The organism is Terriglobus sp. 2YAB30_2 (assembly GCF_052114765.1).
Classification (GTDB): domain Bacteria; phylum Acidobacteriota; class Terriglobia; order Terriglobales; family Acidobacteriaceae; genus Terriglobus.
Window position 1 is genome coordinate 63043 of record NZ_JBFRFJ010000011.1, and the last position, 12718, is coordinate 75760.

Genomic DNA, 12718 nt, shown 5'->3' on the forward strand with positions numbered 1-12718 from the left:
GATGTGGGAATTCGAGCGCAAGCTCGATTCGTTTTTGTCACACTGAGCGAACACTTCCGGGCTACTCTCAACTCTGTCGACATCTATGCTCACTCGCCGCTCCGTTCTCCGTCTTCTTGCCGCCTCAGCCGTCTCCCCATCTGCCTTTGCTCAGAGCTCGGCCACGCTCCCCGCGAAGCGCCCAGGCGAACTCGACATCCATCACATCGATACTGGGAGAGGCAACAGCACCCTCATCCTCGGACCGGACGGACGTTCCTTCCTGATCGACGCGGGCTCCTCCACCAGTTCTCTGGAGACATCCTCTTCCCCCAGACCCAACGGCACCCGTCGCCCCGGACAATGGATCGCTGAGTACGCCCGCCGCAACAGCGTCAGCCGCATCGACTACTCCCTGGCGACCCACATTCATCCCGATCACGTAGGTGATCTCGAAGCAAACTGTCCAGCCTCTCCCGACGGTAGCTACAAACTCACCGGTCTAAGCGATGTCGATGCGCTGCTCCCGATCGAGACCCACATCGACCGCGCCTATCCCAACTTCGGCGATGCCAAGCCACTGGACGCACCCTTCGCGGCCAACTATCTCGCCTATCTGCAATCGCGCGTTCGTAACCACAAGCGCGTTGAAGCTGCGAAGCTCGGCTCCAGCCACCAGATCGTTCTCAAAGGCGCGGAGATCCGTATCCTCTCCGCCAACGGCCGCATCTGGACGGGCCAGGGAGAGACATCCCGCAGCGTAATACCGACAGACGCACTGAGCGCAGAAGAACAACCCAACGAGAACTTCTACTCCATCTCGTTGCGCATGACCTTCGGCAAGTTCAGCTACTACACCGGCGGAGACCTCTACTGCGACACCCACGACGGCCGCATACCGTGGCTCGATCTGGAATCACCGGTGGCACGACTTGCAGGCAGAACTGACGTAGCCACCGCCAACCATCACGGCTACTTCGACGCCACCGGCGGCGAGTTCGTCCGTGCCCTCGACGCACAGGCCTACATCATCCAGGCATGGGACGTAGGCCACCCCGGTCCAGCCCAGGCCCAACGCATGCTGGGCGAGTGGCCAGGAGCAGCAAGGCACGACGTCTACGCTACAGAATCCCTGCCCGCCAACCGGCTCCTGAACAACCGGTTCACCCCGCACTTCCGCAGCCGCCAGGGACACATCGTAATCCGCGTCTCCGCCAACACCGAAACCTTCCAGATCTTCGTCCTCGACTCCACCCGCGAAGACGCACCCATCCTCTTCACCTCCCAGCCCTACCGCACCCGCGGCTAGATCCGGGTAGAGCGGTCGGGTACCGGGCTGGGTGCCCCATATCTGCGAAGCAGATGTGGGCATTCGAGCGAAGCTCGAACCGCTTTTGCTTTGTCATCCTGAGCACCGCGAAGGACCCGCTTCATCGGTGTGGCAGAGAAATATCCCAGCCACGACGACCGTTGCCCCATTCTTTGCGAAGCAAAAGGGTGGGTATCGCGCTCCGCGCGACCGCTTTAACAACTTTGTCCCAGCCCGGTGCCCCTCCCTCGCAACGCTAGAGCCTTTTCCCTGTAGGCTGTAGGGCCTCTGCATCTATGGGCGTTTTCCGCAATGAAAACGCCGCTGCACACCCCTTCCGGGATACCCAGCTACAGGGAAAATGCTCTAGGGTGGGTGAGGACGTCACAACATCTCAAGCAAGCAAAACAACCAACAACGAAAAGGCCCCGACATAGTCGGAGCCTTTTTCAATCTTAAGGAAGTGGTGCACCCGAGAAGATTCGAACTTCTGACCTACAGCTTCGGAGGCTGCCGCTCTATCCAGCTGAGCTACGGGTGCCCTTGGAATACAAACCCTGTCCACTAGCCTAGCACGGATATCAGGGCCGCTTGTGATGATGGGAGCACTCGGAAACTTCCGCCCCTAGCATGCTTACCTTGCCGGGGTGCCCCACCCTCGCAACGCTAGGGTGGGCAAGGAAGGCAAGAACTCCTATGGCTGCTTCTGGCTCTCCAGCTCCTGCATCACCGACTGAATCAGCTCCTTCGCCCCGGTAATCTGCGAGAGAACAAACTGCAGATCGAGCGCCGGAACCGCCGGATTACGGTTCGAGGTGCAGTAGACGCCATGCTGTCCAACCATAGCCAGGGCATCTGTCAGCACATCGAGCGACACGGCGAGTCTTCCACGAGCAACGCCCATCATGAACTCGTGTTTCTCGAGTTCCTCGCGCCGGTCGTGGAAGACATTCGCCAAACTACCACTCCTTCGCTGCGGTATCGGGAGTCAACGGGGTGCTCGCAACCGGAGCCTTCCAGCGAAGGACCGGCTTACGCGCAGCCGTGGTCTCATCCAGGCGCCGCAGGCGGGTTGTATGCGGAGCAGTCTTCACCAGCTCCGGATTTTCTTCAGCTTCACGTGCGATCTGGCGAAGAGCATCGACCAGCAGGTCCAGCTCCTCACGGCTCTCGCTCTCGGTCGGCTCAATCATCATCGCGCCGGCAACGATGAGCGGGAAGCTCACCGTATAGGCGTGGAAGCCGTAGTCGAGCAGACGCTTGCCCATGTCGCCGGTCTTCACGCCATTCTTCGCCTGCAGCTTATCGCTGAAGACGACCTCGTGCATCGACGCCGTCTTGAAGGGCAGGTCGAAGACATCTTCCAGCTTGGCGCGTAGATAGTTGGCGTTGAGAACAGCGTCTTCCGTCGTCTGGCGCAGGCCATCCGGACCGTTGGCCAAAATGTAGGCCAGGGCGCGGATAAACATACCGAAGTTACCGTACCAGGCGCGCACACGGCCGACGCTCTGCGGACGGTTGTAGTCCAGTGTGAGCATACCGTCGCTCTTGGTCGCGAGCACGGGTGTCGGAAGGAAGGGCTCCAGAATCTTCTTGCAGGCCACCGGACCGGAACCTGGGCCGCCGCCACCGTGCGGCGTGGAGAAGGTCTTGTGCAGGTTCAGGTGCATCACGTCCACACCGAAGTCGCCGGGACGAACCTTGCCAACCAGAGCGTTCATATTAGCGCCGTCCATGTACAGCAACGCGCCCTTGGCGTGGAGAATGTCGGCGATCTTATGGATCTCGCTCTCGAAGACACCGATCGTTGAAGGATTGGTCAGCATCAGCGCTGCTGTATCCTCATCGACCAGCTTCTCCAACTCGGCGAGATCGACCATGCCCTCGGCATTCGACTTCAGGTTCTGCACCTGGTAGCCGACTACCGCAGCCGTAGCGGGATTCGTCCCGTGAGCCGAGTCCGGAATCAGGATCTTCTTCCGCGGATTGCCCTTGCTCTCGTGATACGCACGCACCAGCAGAATGCCGGTGAACTCTCCATGCGCGCCCGCAGCGGGCTGCAGTGTGATGGAGTCCATGCCGGTGATATCCAGCAGCGAATCCGTGAGCACCTGCATGATCTCCAGTACACCCTGCGACAACGACTCCGGCTGATAGGGATGCGCCTCGGCCAGGCCTTCCAGGCGGGCGACCAGCTCATTCACGCGGCCGTTGTACTTCATCGTGCAGCTTCCCAGCGGGAACATGCCGAGATCGATCGCATAGTTCCAGGTGGAGAGGCGCGTAAAGTGACGAACGATTTCGATCTCTGAGAGCTCCGGCATCACGCCGAGGTCGGTGCGGACAGCATCGCCCAGCAGCGCGGCGGCGTCCACAGCCGGAACGTCCAGCTCGCTCAGGCGGTAAGCCTTCTTGCCCGGCGACGACTTCTCAAAGATCAGGTCCTCGTTCTGATTAACGTGGACTGAGGCCTTCTTCGGGGTTCCTACAAACTTATCTCCCATTACTTCAGCACCTCCGCCGCAGCATCAATCTGTGCCCTGGTCGTGAGCTCGGTAGCGCACCAGAGCGAAGCGTTCGGTCCGAGCTCGGGATAGAACTTCTCCAGCGGCAGGCCGCCGACGATCTTGGATTGGAGCAATGCGGCATTGCCCTTTTCGGATGTCTGTGAGCCCTGATACACGAACTCGTTGAAGCGCGGCGCTCCACCGAACAGCACTTTGCCGGTGCCGCCGATGGTCTGTGCCGCGTAGTGAGCCTTCGCCAGGTTCTGCTCGCCTAGCTCCTTCAGACCCTTACCGTAGACCGTCAGGAAGACCGTCACCATCAGCGCCACCAGCGACTGGTTGGTGCAGATGTTCGAGGTCGCCTTCTCGCGGCGGATATGCTGCTCGCGAGTGGACAGCGTCAATACGAAGCCGCGCTTGCCGTCCATATCCTTGGTCTCGCCGGCCAGGCGTCCGGGCATCTGCCGCAGGAACTTCTCCTTGCAGGCAATGACGCCGCAGTACGGCCCACCATAGCCCACGGGAACACCGAAGGACTGCGCTTCCATCGCGACAATATCGGCCTCAGCCGGTGGCTTAACGATGCCGAGCGAAACCGCCTCGGCGATCGAGACAATCAACAGAGCGCCCTTCTTATGCGCGATATCCGCAATCGCGGCCACATCTTCAATCGTTCCGAAGAAGTTCGGCGACTGGATCAGGACGCAGGCGGTGTCATCGGTGATAGCGGCATCGAGCTTGGCCAGATCCACACGTCCGGTCGCGGGGTCATAGTCGACCTCGGTCTTCGGGATGGACTGATGCTGCGCATAGGTCGTCAGCACCTCGCGATACTCCGGGTGCACCGTGCGCGCAACGACAGCTCCGTTACGTCCGGTAACCCGAACCGCCATCATCACAGCCTCGGCAGCACCGGTTGAGCCGTCGTACATGGAGGCATTCGAGATCTCCATGCCGGTCAGCTCGCAGATCATCGTCTGGAACTCGAAGAGCGCCTGCAGGGTTCCCTGCGCGATCTCCGGCTGGTACGGCGTATAGCTGGTCAGAAACTCACCACGCGAGACCACCGTGTCGATCAGAACGGGACGATAGTGACGATAGGCGCCCGCGCCCAGGAAGCTGGCATAGCCAAGAGCGTTCTTCTCGGCAAATGCCTTGAAGTGCTCGATGACCTCCTGCTCGCCATGTTGCCGCGGAACATTCAGGTCGCGGCTCAGGCGATACTCCGCCGGAACCGTCGCGAACAGATCGTCGATGGACTTCGCGCCGATATCGGCGAGCATCGCCTCACGGTCGCTGGGACTCTTTGGTAGATAACGCATCAGTGGCCCGTCTCTTCGCTGATGAACTTCTCATAGGCCTCGGCGGTCAGCAGGCTCTCGAGCTGTGAGGCATCGAACTCGGACTTGATCATCCAGGTCGCATTGGCATCGGCATTCACCGATTCCGGAGCGGAGTTCAGGGCTTCATTGATTTCGAGGACCTTACCGTTCACCGGCGAGTACAGATCGCTGACGGCCTTTACGGACTCGACGGTGCCAAAGCTCTCACCGGCCTTCAGCTCAGCGCCCACGGCAGGCAGCTCGACAAAGACAATATCGCCCAGCGTCGACTGCGCGTAGTCGGTGATGCCGATTCTGCCATCGGCTGCGATCCACTCATGTTCTTTCGTGTAGCGGTACTCGGTCGGGTAAGCCATTGCGGGTGCGCTCTCCAGTCTTTAGAAAAATCGGATGCAACGGAAACTGCAAAACTACGTGGTCTTCTTAGGCTTTTTGTAGAAGGGCAACGGAACTACCTTCGATTTCACCATGGTGGAGCGGACCTGTACGGCCAGCTCTGTATCTACGGCACTCAGCTCTACAGGAACGTAGGCCATGGCAATGTTCTTCTTCAGGAAAGGCGAAGGCGAGCCGGAGGTAACGACCCCGATCTCTTTGCCATCGAGCGTGAAGACCGGATATCCATCGCGGGCGATGCCGCGGTCAATGGTCTCAAGGCCTACCAGCTTGCGCTTCGGTCCACCCTCCGCCTGCACGGCGAGCAGCGTCTGCTTGCCGACGAAGTCGGCGTCCTTATCAAGCTTGCAGTAGCGGCCCAGGCCGGCCTCGAAGACGTTGATGGTGTCAGAGATCTCGTGACCGTAGAGGGCCATAGCGCTCTCCAGGCGAAGCGTGTTGCGCGCGCCCAGACCGCAAGGCAGAATGCCGAACTCCTTGCCGGCCTCCATAACCTCATTCCAGACGCGAGCGCTGGTGGCTTCGTCGGAGGGGACATAGATCTCGAAGCCGTCTTCGCCGGTGTAGCCGGTGCGGGCGACCAGGACGTTATACAAACCACAGACCTTGCCCCAGGTGAACCAGTAGTTCTTGATGGCGTCCAGGTCAACATCGGTCAGCTTGCGCAGCACATCGATGGCCTTCGGGCCCTGGATGGCAAGCTGCGTGTACATATCGCTGAAGTCGTTGATATGAACACTCGGCATCATGCCGATGGTCTTGCGGACCCAATGCACATCCTTCTCGCGCGTGCCGGCGTTGATGACGATCAGGTAGTCGTTCTCGCTGAGCTTGTGCAGCACCACGTCGTCGACGAAGGTGCCTTCGGGGGTCAGCATGGCGGAGTAGTGCGCCTGTCCTATCTGCAGCTTGCTGGCGTCGTTCATCAACAGCTTCTGCACGGCATCCAGCGAACCCGGCCCGCGGAGCTGGATGTCACCCATATGCGAGACATCGAAGAGACCCACACCCGTGCGGACAGCCAGGTGCTCGGCGATCAGGCCCGAGTACTCGACCGGCATATCCCATCCGCCGAAGTCGACCATCTTGGCCTTCAGGGCGCGGTGGGTGGCATTCAATGCGGTTTTACGAAGCACGGAGCCAGAGTCAGACACGGTTACGACCACCTTTGTTTGAGCTTGGATTGTGGTGCGAAGGGCAAGGATTGATTTTAATTCAGGGGGCCGGATGTGTCACACATGTGCGCTAACCGCGCAAAGGAGATAAGAGAGATTTGGCCCTTTTTTGTCATTTCGCAGCGACCGGTACCCCCGGCTGCCACGCCGCCCGGGATGGGCGAAGATCCAGGTCGCATTAGCAAATTCCGGCTATCCCATGCATTGGGTGCCCCATCCATCGCATCGCGATGGGTGGGATAGATCGAACTTGCCGATACGCCCTAACGGGGCTTCTTTGCCGCCCGGACAAAGCTGGTGACAGCAAACCACGTAAAAAGCAGGGCAATCGCCGCGCTCATGTACCACTGCTGCCGATGGACTCCGCCTTCGCGGTAGGAGGCGAAATGGGTAATCGTCGCCTGCACAAAATACAGGGCAAAGAAGGCGAAGAGCGTGCCCATCACCTGCAGCCAGACGGCTCGGCCGGCGTGTTTGACGGTGCCGAAGAAGCCCCGGCTGGCGCCCTGCGCGGCACGGCGCACATCGATGTGCTGGCGCGCACTCTGCCGTGGAGCCGGCGTTGGATCGGGGGCGGCAGCCGCCTTGCTGGCTTCAATGGCGGTGCGCGCGGCGTGTCGAACGCCCGCACCCAGCACCTTTCCCAGCCGCACCTTATCCATGTCTCCAGTTTACGCGTTGGGAAGTTTTTCCCTGAAACACGTGTTGCAAGACCAACCCCGCAGGATCGACCTGTAATCCAACCAGGCATGAGAATGCTTATTCTTTCGGCTGCTTTTGTGGGCGCCGCTGCTGCCGCGTTTCTGATCTCCAGGCCAGGTGCTGAGCCGGAGAAGAAGAGAGAGAAAGAAGAGGAGAAACCAATCGAAAAGGGAAAAACAATTGGGGATCTTGCCCACCAACTCGAAGACGCATGGAGCGACCACCATACCCTGGTGGCATAAAAGCCAGTTGCCCGTTGGATGAAGGCACTGCGGCAGGTTGCCCCGAAGTGTCTTTTTATAGGTGTGTTGAGGCTGACTCGCTAACCCTGCCGTACCTCGTCAACTGGAAACCGTTTACTGGCAACTGCCATTAGGCAACTGTCCTCAAAAATGGTATCCAGAACCCATTGCGAGTCGTCCAATACAGCAGTAATGTAAGAGTCAACAGGCGGTGCCCAACACCCCGCAATGCCGTTCCCGCCGCTGCGAAGGCTGGGAATACCCGATGCGCGGCGAAGTGGCTATTCGACGGAGGTGTCATTGAACCAAAAAGTGAAGGACCTGATCCAGCAGCTTGGCGAAGCCATTCACGAGTCGGTCTCTGAGTCGGAGCACATTGCAGGCGTAGTGCGCGACATCCGGGAGCAGGGCTTCGACGTGCTGCTCATGCTTGAGGCGACCATCGGCCTGAACGAGGTCCACGAAGAAGAAGCGGCGGGAGCCGTAGAGGGGGAGGAGACGATGAACGGACCCTTCACCTCAAACGACGTCAATTTTTTGAAGTCGCTTCGGATCTCTGTAGAAGACACCGAGAATCAGTAAGCCTCGCTCCATCAGGATGAAAGATGCAGCGGGGTGGTGCGTGCCCGGTTTCTGTCCGATGGCGACCCCTTAAATCTTTGTAAGAGAACAACAAACGGGGATGGCAAATGCCATCCCCGTTTATTATCGCTTCATCCTCGACGGGATATTCTTATCCGTCGGGAACGCGGAGACGTAAAGTTGCGTCTTACCCAGAAGTCTGACCTCAGCAAGTAAAGGGTGTTTGGGTGCCATCAATGAAAGATACGTTGGGAGTCCTGCTTGCCGGTGGCGCTGGAGAGCGCCTCTTTCCTCTAACCCGTGACCGCGCCAAGCCCGCCGTTCCATTCGGCGGCCAATACCGCATCATCGATATCACCCTCTCCAACTGCATCAACTCTGACCTGCGCAAGGTCTACATCCTTACGCAATACAAGGCGCTCTCGCTCAATCGCCATATCCGCGAGGGGTGGGGACCTGTAGTCGCCAATGAACTGGGTGAGTTCATCGAGATTCTGCCGCCGATGCAGCGTGTCAGCGTCAACTGGTACATGGGCACAGCGGACGCGGTCTATCAGAACATCTATTCGATTGGTTCAGAACAGCCTAAGTACGTCATCATTCTGTCGGGCGATCACATCTACAAGATGAACTACCAGCTCATGCTGGATCAGCACATCCAGTCCGGAGCGCATGTGACGCTGGCGACGCTGCCGATCAAGCCGGAAGAAGTTCCGCGTTTTGGCGTAGTGGATGTTGCCCGCAACGGTGAGATCAACGGCTTCCTCGAAAAGCCGAAGGAGACCAAGCTGCGGTCGCCCTTCAATCCGGAGAGGGTCGATGCCTCCATGGGCATCTACATCTTCAATACGGATGTCCTGCTGCCGGAGCTGATCAAGGACGCGGAAGACCCAAACTCGAAGCACGATTTTGGCCACAACATCCTGCCCAATCTGCTTGGCCGCTTCAAGATGATGGCCTACAACTTTGTCGACGAGAACAAGCAGGAGGCGCTGTACTGGCGCGATGTGGGCACGCTGGAGGCCTACTACGAGGCCAATCTTGACCTCGCTTCGGTCTCGCCGGTCTTCAATCTGTACGACAAGTCCTGGCCGATGCGTACGCGGTCCTATCAGTATCCGCCGGCGAAGTTCGTCTTCGGCGAGCCCGGACGTACGGGGATGGCGATCAACTCGGTGATCTCAGGCGGCTGCATTATCTCGGGCGCGGTGGTGCGCAATTCGGTTTTGTCACACGATGTTCGCGTGAACTCGTATGCCGACGTCGACTCGAGCATCATCTTCTCGCATGTCAATGTAGGTCGGCACTCGCGGATTCGCCATGCCATCATCGATCGCGACGTTCATATTCCCGACGGAGCGGTGATCGGGTACGACCCGGCCGAAGACAAGCGCAATTACTTCGTCACGCCGAGCGGCCTGACCGTAGTCACGCGCGATTACTCCGTCTATGAAAATCCGGTAAGCCAGACCTTTATGCAGCCCGGACAGCCCGGGAAGTAGGCTGTTTGTTTTGTGCAAAATCGCCCGCCTTCTGGCGGGCGATTTGTTTGTGCGGCTTAAATGCAAAAGGCGTCCCGGTCTTGGACCGCGACGCCTGAAGAGTGTCTTGCTACTGGCGATGGCCGAAGCGCCACACCACACCGCCCGAGATGGAGACGAACTCGCGGTACTCGGTGCCGTAGTGCTCCACGATCAGGTCCGGCTGCAGGCGGATGGCCCAGCGATAGCTACCGTTGATGTCCAGCGAGCCGCCGAAGGCGCCTACGGGCTTCACGCGGTTGGAGTAAAGGCCGACGGCAACGGCATTGGCGGCAGCGTTGTGGCTGGGAGCGTTGATGCCGCCCAGAGTACCGCCGTCAAACTTGCCGGCGCCGACGCCAACCAGACCGTGGTACTGGATCGCAAAGCGCTGATTCTTCCATCCCCGGTACTGCACGCCGCCCATGCCGATGATCTGGCGAACGACCGGACGGTTGATCTGAAAGGTATTCGGGAAGACCGGGGTGGTGCCGTAGTCGACGCGAAGGTCGACTGCCGGTCCAATGCGATCGGTCAGCCAATAGGTGGCCTGGCCTTCGACTCCGCCCATGTTGTAGCGCTTGGGCAGGTTCTGGCCGGCCTGGCCGTTCATGAAGTTGAGGCCGCCGTAGACCTCCCAGCGGTTGTCATAGGTGACGGGAATGCGACGGGCGAACTGAACGTTGCGCTTCGGAGCTGTTCCGGGCTGCGGCTGAGAGGGCTGGGCCGGGGCTGCCGATCCACTCGTCTGGCCACTGGTTGAGGCCGGAGTCTGGGCTGCCATGGTGGCGGAGAGCAGGGTGGTGGCAATCAGGGCGGTCATCCCGGCAAGCGCGCGCCGGGTCACTTCGTGTCGCATGGTCCTCCAGACAGCAAAGCTGCAACTTCAAAGATATAACGGTTGGACGCCGCTGCGCCCGTCCGGCTGCGGTTTATGCGACAATAGAGCAAGGATTCCTGGAGACAGTTATGGGCGAGCTATTCACACCTACCCACCTCATCGTTATCGCGGTCGTCGCGCTTGTTCTTTTTGGCGGCAAGAAGCTGCCGGAACTGGGTAAGGGGCTTGGCGAAGGTCTCCGTGGCTTCAAGGACGGTATGAAGGGTGTTACCGAAGACACCAAGGACTCACACACCGTCACGCCGAAGCCCGAAGAGACGAAGTAACCCGGCCCGCGCGCAGGCGCACTGAAGATTGAAAACGAGCACAGGGGAGTGGTTCTTTAACCACTCCCCTGTCGCCTTTTTGGGTCAATTCCTTTTGCGTCATACCCGTTTTGCGTCAGCCTTTTGTGTCAGGTTTTGTGCCACGTCTTTGGGGTTCAGATTAGCCCGATGGCGCGTCCGGCAATTCCCACCCCCAGCCATAGTGAGAGCGAGATCACCGCGGTAACGCGGGAGGTCAGGGTGGCGGCGCTGCCCAGGCTAAGAACGACTCTGCGGTAGAGCGTGAAATAAAAAAGGACGGCTGCGGCGAGCAGCGCCATCTTCCAGCGGAAGGCTGCGTTGTAATAGCACTTCAATGCCTCCTCCGAGACCAATGCGATTCCGGTCAGCACCAGGATGGCGAGACTACTGAGCAGGACGCGGCTGAGATCGCGGTTCAGCGTGCGTGGAGATTCGCGCCGCAGAATCAGGCCCAGCAGGCGAAGATCCAGCACCAGGACGGAGCCTCCGAGCAGCGTAAGCGCCAGCAGGTGCACGGCTTCGACCGCGGCAAAGCCCCAGCGCGAGTTCTGCATGAACTGGCCGAGCGAAGAATGGGCGAGAGCGACAAACCAGAGGCGAAGCATTGGCGAGAGCATTTCTCCTGTTGCTGGGTATACCGTGAGTAGCGTGCAGCTGCGTTTTCATTGAGGAAAACGCCCATAGATGCATAAGCCCTGCACTACACCTACAGGAGAAATGCTCGAGCCTTTCAGAAGTAGGCAATCGCCCGGCCGGCAACGATGATGCCGCACCAGAGCGTAAGCGACGCAAATGCGGCAGCGCGCGCACGCCAGGGCGAGAAGCGAGCCATCTCCCATTCCTGCACGCGGCGATAGACCGTGGTGTGAAAGATCAGTGGGTTCAGGCCCACGAGAGCGAGCAGCACGAGTTTGATACGGAAGGCGGGATTTGTATAGTTCTTTGCCGCCTCTGCCCAGAAGAGCAGGAGGCCGCTGACAAACATCACGCCGAAGCCGGACCACGTGAGTGGAAACACAGCGCGCGCAATGCGCGTGACTGAGACATCGCGCAACACGACACCAAGCATGCGCAGATCGAGTAGGGCGATGGTGCCGACCAGCAATGTAATGGCGAGTACATGGACGGATTCGATGATGGAGAACAGGTACTCTGACTCGCGGATCGAGGTTCCGATCTGCGAGTCATAGATCACCTGACAGATGTGCTGCAGCAGAGGCATGGCCATGCTTTCCGAATTACTTCGTGGGCTTCACGGTGTTGGGCAAGGCTCCCTGAACAGAGCCGTCATCGCCGGGGCCGCCGTCGCCGGGCGTTCCACCGTAGATGCTGCGGCCATCGGGCAGTGTGACGCGGCGTGCGTCAATGAGGTGCGAACCATCCTTGGCGCGATAGCCATCCACGACGATGGTGTCACCGACCTTCAGGTCGCCTTTCTTGAAGCCGCGACGGCTGAGTGCGCCTGGGCCGGCGCCTTCGCATCCCCAGTTGGTGACTGCGCCCTTAGCGTCGGTGATGTCGACGTAGAAGTACGAGTGCGGATTAGTCCACTCGACACGCGTGAGTTTGCCGACCAGGCGAACGGGCTTGTTGCCGTCGAACTCGGCGGAGAAGGAGTGATGGGCGTACGCACTGGCCGATGCGAGCGCCAATGCACCAAGAGATGAGAGAAGCAATCTGCTCTTCATGGTGTCTTTCCTGTGTTGTTGGGAGGTGGCTTAAAACGAAAAACCCGTTTCCGAGAGGCACGGGCTTCTAAACCTTGCGATGTGAGG

At 59.5% G+C, this 12718-nt stretch carries 15 protein-coding genes and 1 tRNA gene; 5 read left to right on the forward strand and 11 right to left on the reverse strand.

Annotation, left to right across the window (positions count from 1 at the left end):
- The first annotated feature begins 85 nt into the window (after positions 1-85).
- Positions 86-1288 carry a ComEC/Rec2 family competence protein gene (locus AB4Y89_RS16635; RefSeq protein ID WP_442302060.1) on the forward strand — a complete coding sequence of 401 codons (1203 nt, stop codon included), beginning with the start codon at positions 86-88 and terminating at the stop codon, positions 1286-1288.
- A 464-nt stretch (positions 1289-1752) separates the two neighbouring features.
- On the opposite strand, the gene AB4Y89_RS16640 is transcribed toward AB4Y89_RS16635, so the two are convergent.
- From AB4Y89_RS16640 to AB4Y89_RS16670, 7 genes are all read right to left on the reverse strand, one after another.
- Positions 1753-1829: transfer RNA gene (locus tag AB4Y89_RS16640), tRNA-Arg, on the reverse strand.
- A 153-nt stretch (positions 1830-1982) separates the two neighbouring features.
- A complete protein-coding gene (locus AB4Y89_RS16645; RefSeq protein WP_442302061.1) occupies positions 1983-2246 on the reverse strand; it encodes a hypothetical protein in 264 nt (87 codons plus the stop codon).
- A 1-nt stretch (position 2247) separates the two neighbouring features.
- A complete protein-coding gene (gene gcvPB, locus AB4Y89_RS16650; protein WP_442302062.1) occupies positions 2248-3792 on the reverse strand; it encodes an aminomethyl-transferring glycine dehydrogenase subunit GcvPB in 1545 nt (514 codons plus the stop codon).
- Positions 3792-5117 (reverse strand): aminomethyl-transferring glycine dehydrogenase subunit GcvPA, encoded by a 1326-nt coding sequence (gcvPA, locus tag AB4Y89_RS16655; RefSeq protein WP_442302063.1) that lies wholly within the window; start codon positions 5115-5117, stop codon positions 3792-3794. The genes gcvPB and gcvPA overlap by 1 nt, the downstream gene beginning before the upstream one ends.
- Positions 5117-5494, reverse strand: coding sequence for a glycine cleavage system protein GcvH (gene gcvH / locus AB4Y89_RS16660; RefSeq protein ID WP_442302064.1), 378 nt, complete (start codon positions 5492-5494; stop codon positions 5117-5119). The genes gcvPA and gcvH overlap by 1 nt, the downstream gene beginning before the upstream one ends.
- A 54-nt stretch (positions 5495-5548) precedes the next feature.
- A complete protein-coding gene (gcvT, locus tag AB4Y89_RS16665; RefSeq protein WP_442302065.1) occupies positions 5549-6688 on the reverse strand; it encodes a glycine cleavage system aminomethyltransferase GcvT in 1140 nt (379 codons plus the stop codon).
- 284 nt (positions 6689-6972) lie between these two features.
- Positions 6973-7371 (reverse strand): hypothetical protein, encoded by a 399-nt coding sequence (locus AB4Y89_RS16670; RefSeq protein WP_442302066.1) that lies wholly within the window; start codon positions 7369-7371, stop codon positions 6973-6975.
- A gap of 93 nt (positions 7372-7464) precedes the next feature.
- Between AB4Y89_RS16670 and AB4Y89_RS16675 the strand changes: the two genes are divergently transcribed.
- From AB4Y89_RS16675 to glgC, 3 genes are all read left to right on the forward strand, one after another.
- On the forward strand, positions 7465-7653 hold the full coding sequence (locus tag AB4Y89_RS16675) for a hypothetical protein (RefSeq protein WP_442302067.1): 189 nt from the start codon (positions 7465-7467) through the stop codon (positions 7651-7653).
- A 294-nt stretch (positions 7654-7947) separates the two neighbouring features.
- On the forward strand, positions 7948-8235 hold the full coding sequence (locus AB4Y89_RS16680) for a hypothetical protein (RefSeq protein ID WP_442302068.1): 288 nt from the start codon (positions 7948-7950) through the stop codon (positions 8233-8235).
- A 236-nt stretch (positions 8236-8471) separates the two neighbouring features.
- A complete protein-coding gene (gene glgC, locus AB4Y89_RS16685) occupies positions 8472-9737 on the forward strand; it encodes a glucose-1-phosphate adenylyltransferase (RefSeq protein WP_442302069.1) in 1266 nt (421 codons plus the stop codon).
- 109 nt (positions 9738-9846) lie between these two features.
- Here glgC and AB4Y89_RS16690 read toward each other — a convergent pair whose 3' ends face one another.
- Positions 9847-10614: a hypothetical protein gene (locus tag AB4Y89_RS16690; RefSeq protein ID WP_442302070.1), complete on the reverse strand. Its 768-nt coding sequence runs from the start codon at positions 10612-10614 to the stop codon at positions 9847-9849.
- 110 nt (positions 10615-10724) lie between these two features.
- Here AB4Y89_RS16690 and AB4Y89_RS16695 point away from each other — a divergent pair, with 110 nt between their 5' ends.
- The gene (locus tag AB4Y89_RS16695) at positions 10725-10922 is read left to right on the forward strand and encodes a Sec-independent protein translocase subunit TatA/TatB (protein WP_442302071.1); all 198 of its coding nucleotides are present in this window, start codon (positions 10725-10727) and stop codon (positions 10920-10922) included.
- Positions 10923-11077: 155 nt separating this feature from the next.
- Here the strand turns inward: AB4Y89_RS16695 and AB4Y89_RS16700 are convergent, their stop codons facing one another.
- From AB4Y89_RS16700 to AB4Y89_RS16710, 3 genes are all read right to left on the reverse strand, one after another.
- The gene (locus AB4Y89_RS16700; protein WP_442302072.1) at positions 11078-11548 is read right to left on the reverse strand and encodes a DUF6644 family protein; all 471 of its coding nucleotides are present in this window, start codon (positions 11546-11548) and stop codon (positions 11078-11080) included.
- A gap of 125 nt (positions 11549-11673) precedes the next feature.
- Entirely contained in the window at positions 11674-12165 is a 492-nt protein-coding gene (locus tag AB4Y89_RS16705) for a DUF6644 family protein (RefSeq protein ID WP_442302073.1), read from the reverse strand.
- 16 nt (positions 12166-12181) lie between these two features.
- Positions 12182-12631 carry a DUF6152 family protein gene (locus AB4Y89_RS16710; protein WP_442302074.1) on the reverse strand — a complete coding sequence of 150 codons (450 nt, stop codon included), beginning with the start codon at positions 12629-12631 and terminating at the stop codon, positions 12182-12184.
- Positions 12632-12718 lie beyond the last annotated feature (87 nt).

Bases quoted from the DNA above. Each gene is read 5' to 3' on its own strand.
- AB4Y89_RS16635 (WP_442302060.1), top strand. From the start codon at position 86: ATGCTCACTCGCCGCTCCGTTCTCCGTCTTCTTGCCGCCTCAGCCGTC.
- gcvPB (WP_442302062.1), bottom strand. From the start codon at position 3,792: ATGGGAGATAAGTTTGTAGGAACCCCGAAGAAGGCCTCAGTCCACGTT.
- gcvPA (WP_442302063.1), bottom strand. From the start codon at position 5,117: ATGCGTTATCTACCAAAGAGTCCCAGCGACCGTGAGGCGATGCTCGCC.
- gcvH (WP_442302064.1), bottom strand. From the start codon at position 5,494: ATGGCTTACCCGACCGAGTACCGCTACACGAAAGAACATGAGTGGATC.
- AB4Y89_RS16670 (WP_442302066.1), bottom strand. From the start codon at position 7,371: ATGGATAAGGTGCGGCTGGGAAAGGTGCTGGGTGCGGGCGTTCGACAC.
- AB4Y89_RS16675 (WP_442302067.1), top strand. From the start codon at position 7,465: ATGCTTATTCTTTCGGCTGCTTTTGTGGGCGCCGCTGCTGCCGCGTTT.
- glgC (WP_442302069.1), top strand. From the start codon at position 8,472: ATGAAAGATACGTTGGGAGTCCTGCTTGCCGGTGGCGCTGGAGAGCGC.
- AB4Y89_RS16690 (WP_442302070.1), bottom strand. From the start codon at position 10,614: ATGCGACACGAAGTGACCCGGCGCGCGCTTGCCGGGATGACCGCCCTG.
- AB4Y89_RS16695 (WP_442302071.1), top strand. From the start codon at position 10,725: ATGGGCGAGCTATTCACACCTACCCACCTCATCGTTATCGCGGTCGTC.
- AB4Y89_RS16700 (WP_442302072.1), bottom strand. From the start codon at position 11,548: ATGCTTCGCCTCTGGTTTGTCGCTCTCGCCCATTCTTCGCTCGGCCAG.
- AB4Y89_RS16705 (WP_442302073.1), bottom strand. From the start codon at position 12,165: ATGCCTCTGCTGCAGCACATCTGTCAGGTGATCTATGACTCGCAGATC.
- AB4Y89_RS16710 (WP_442302074.1), bottom strand. From the start codon at position 12,631: ATGAAGAGCAGATTGCTTCTCTCATCTCTTGGTGCATTGGCGCTCGCA.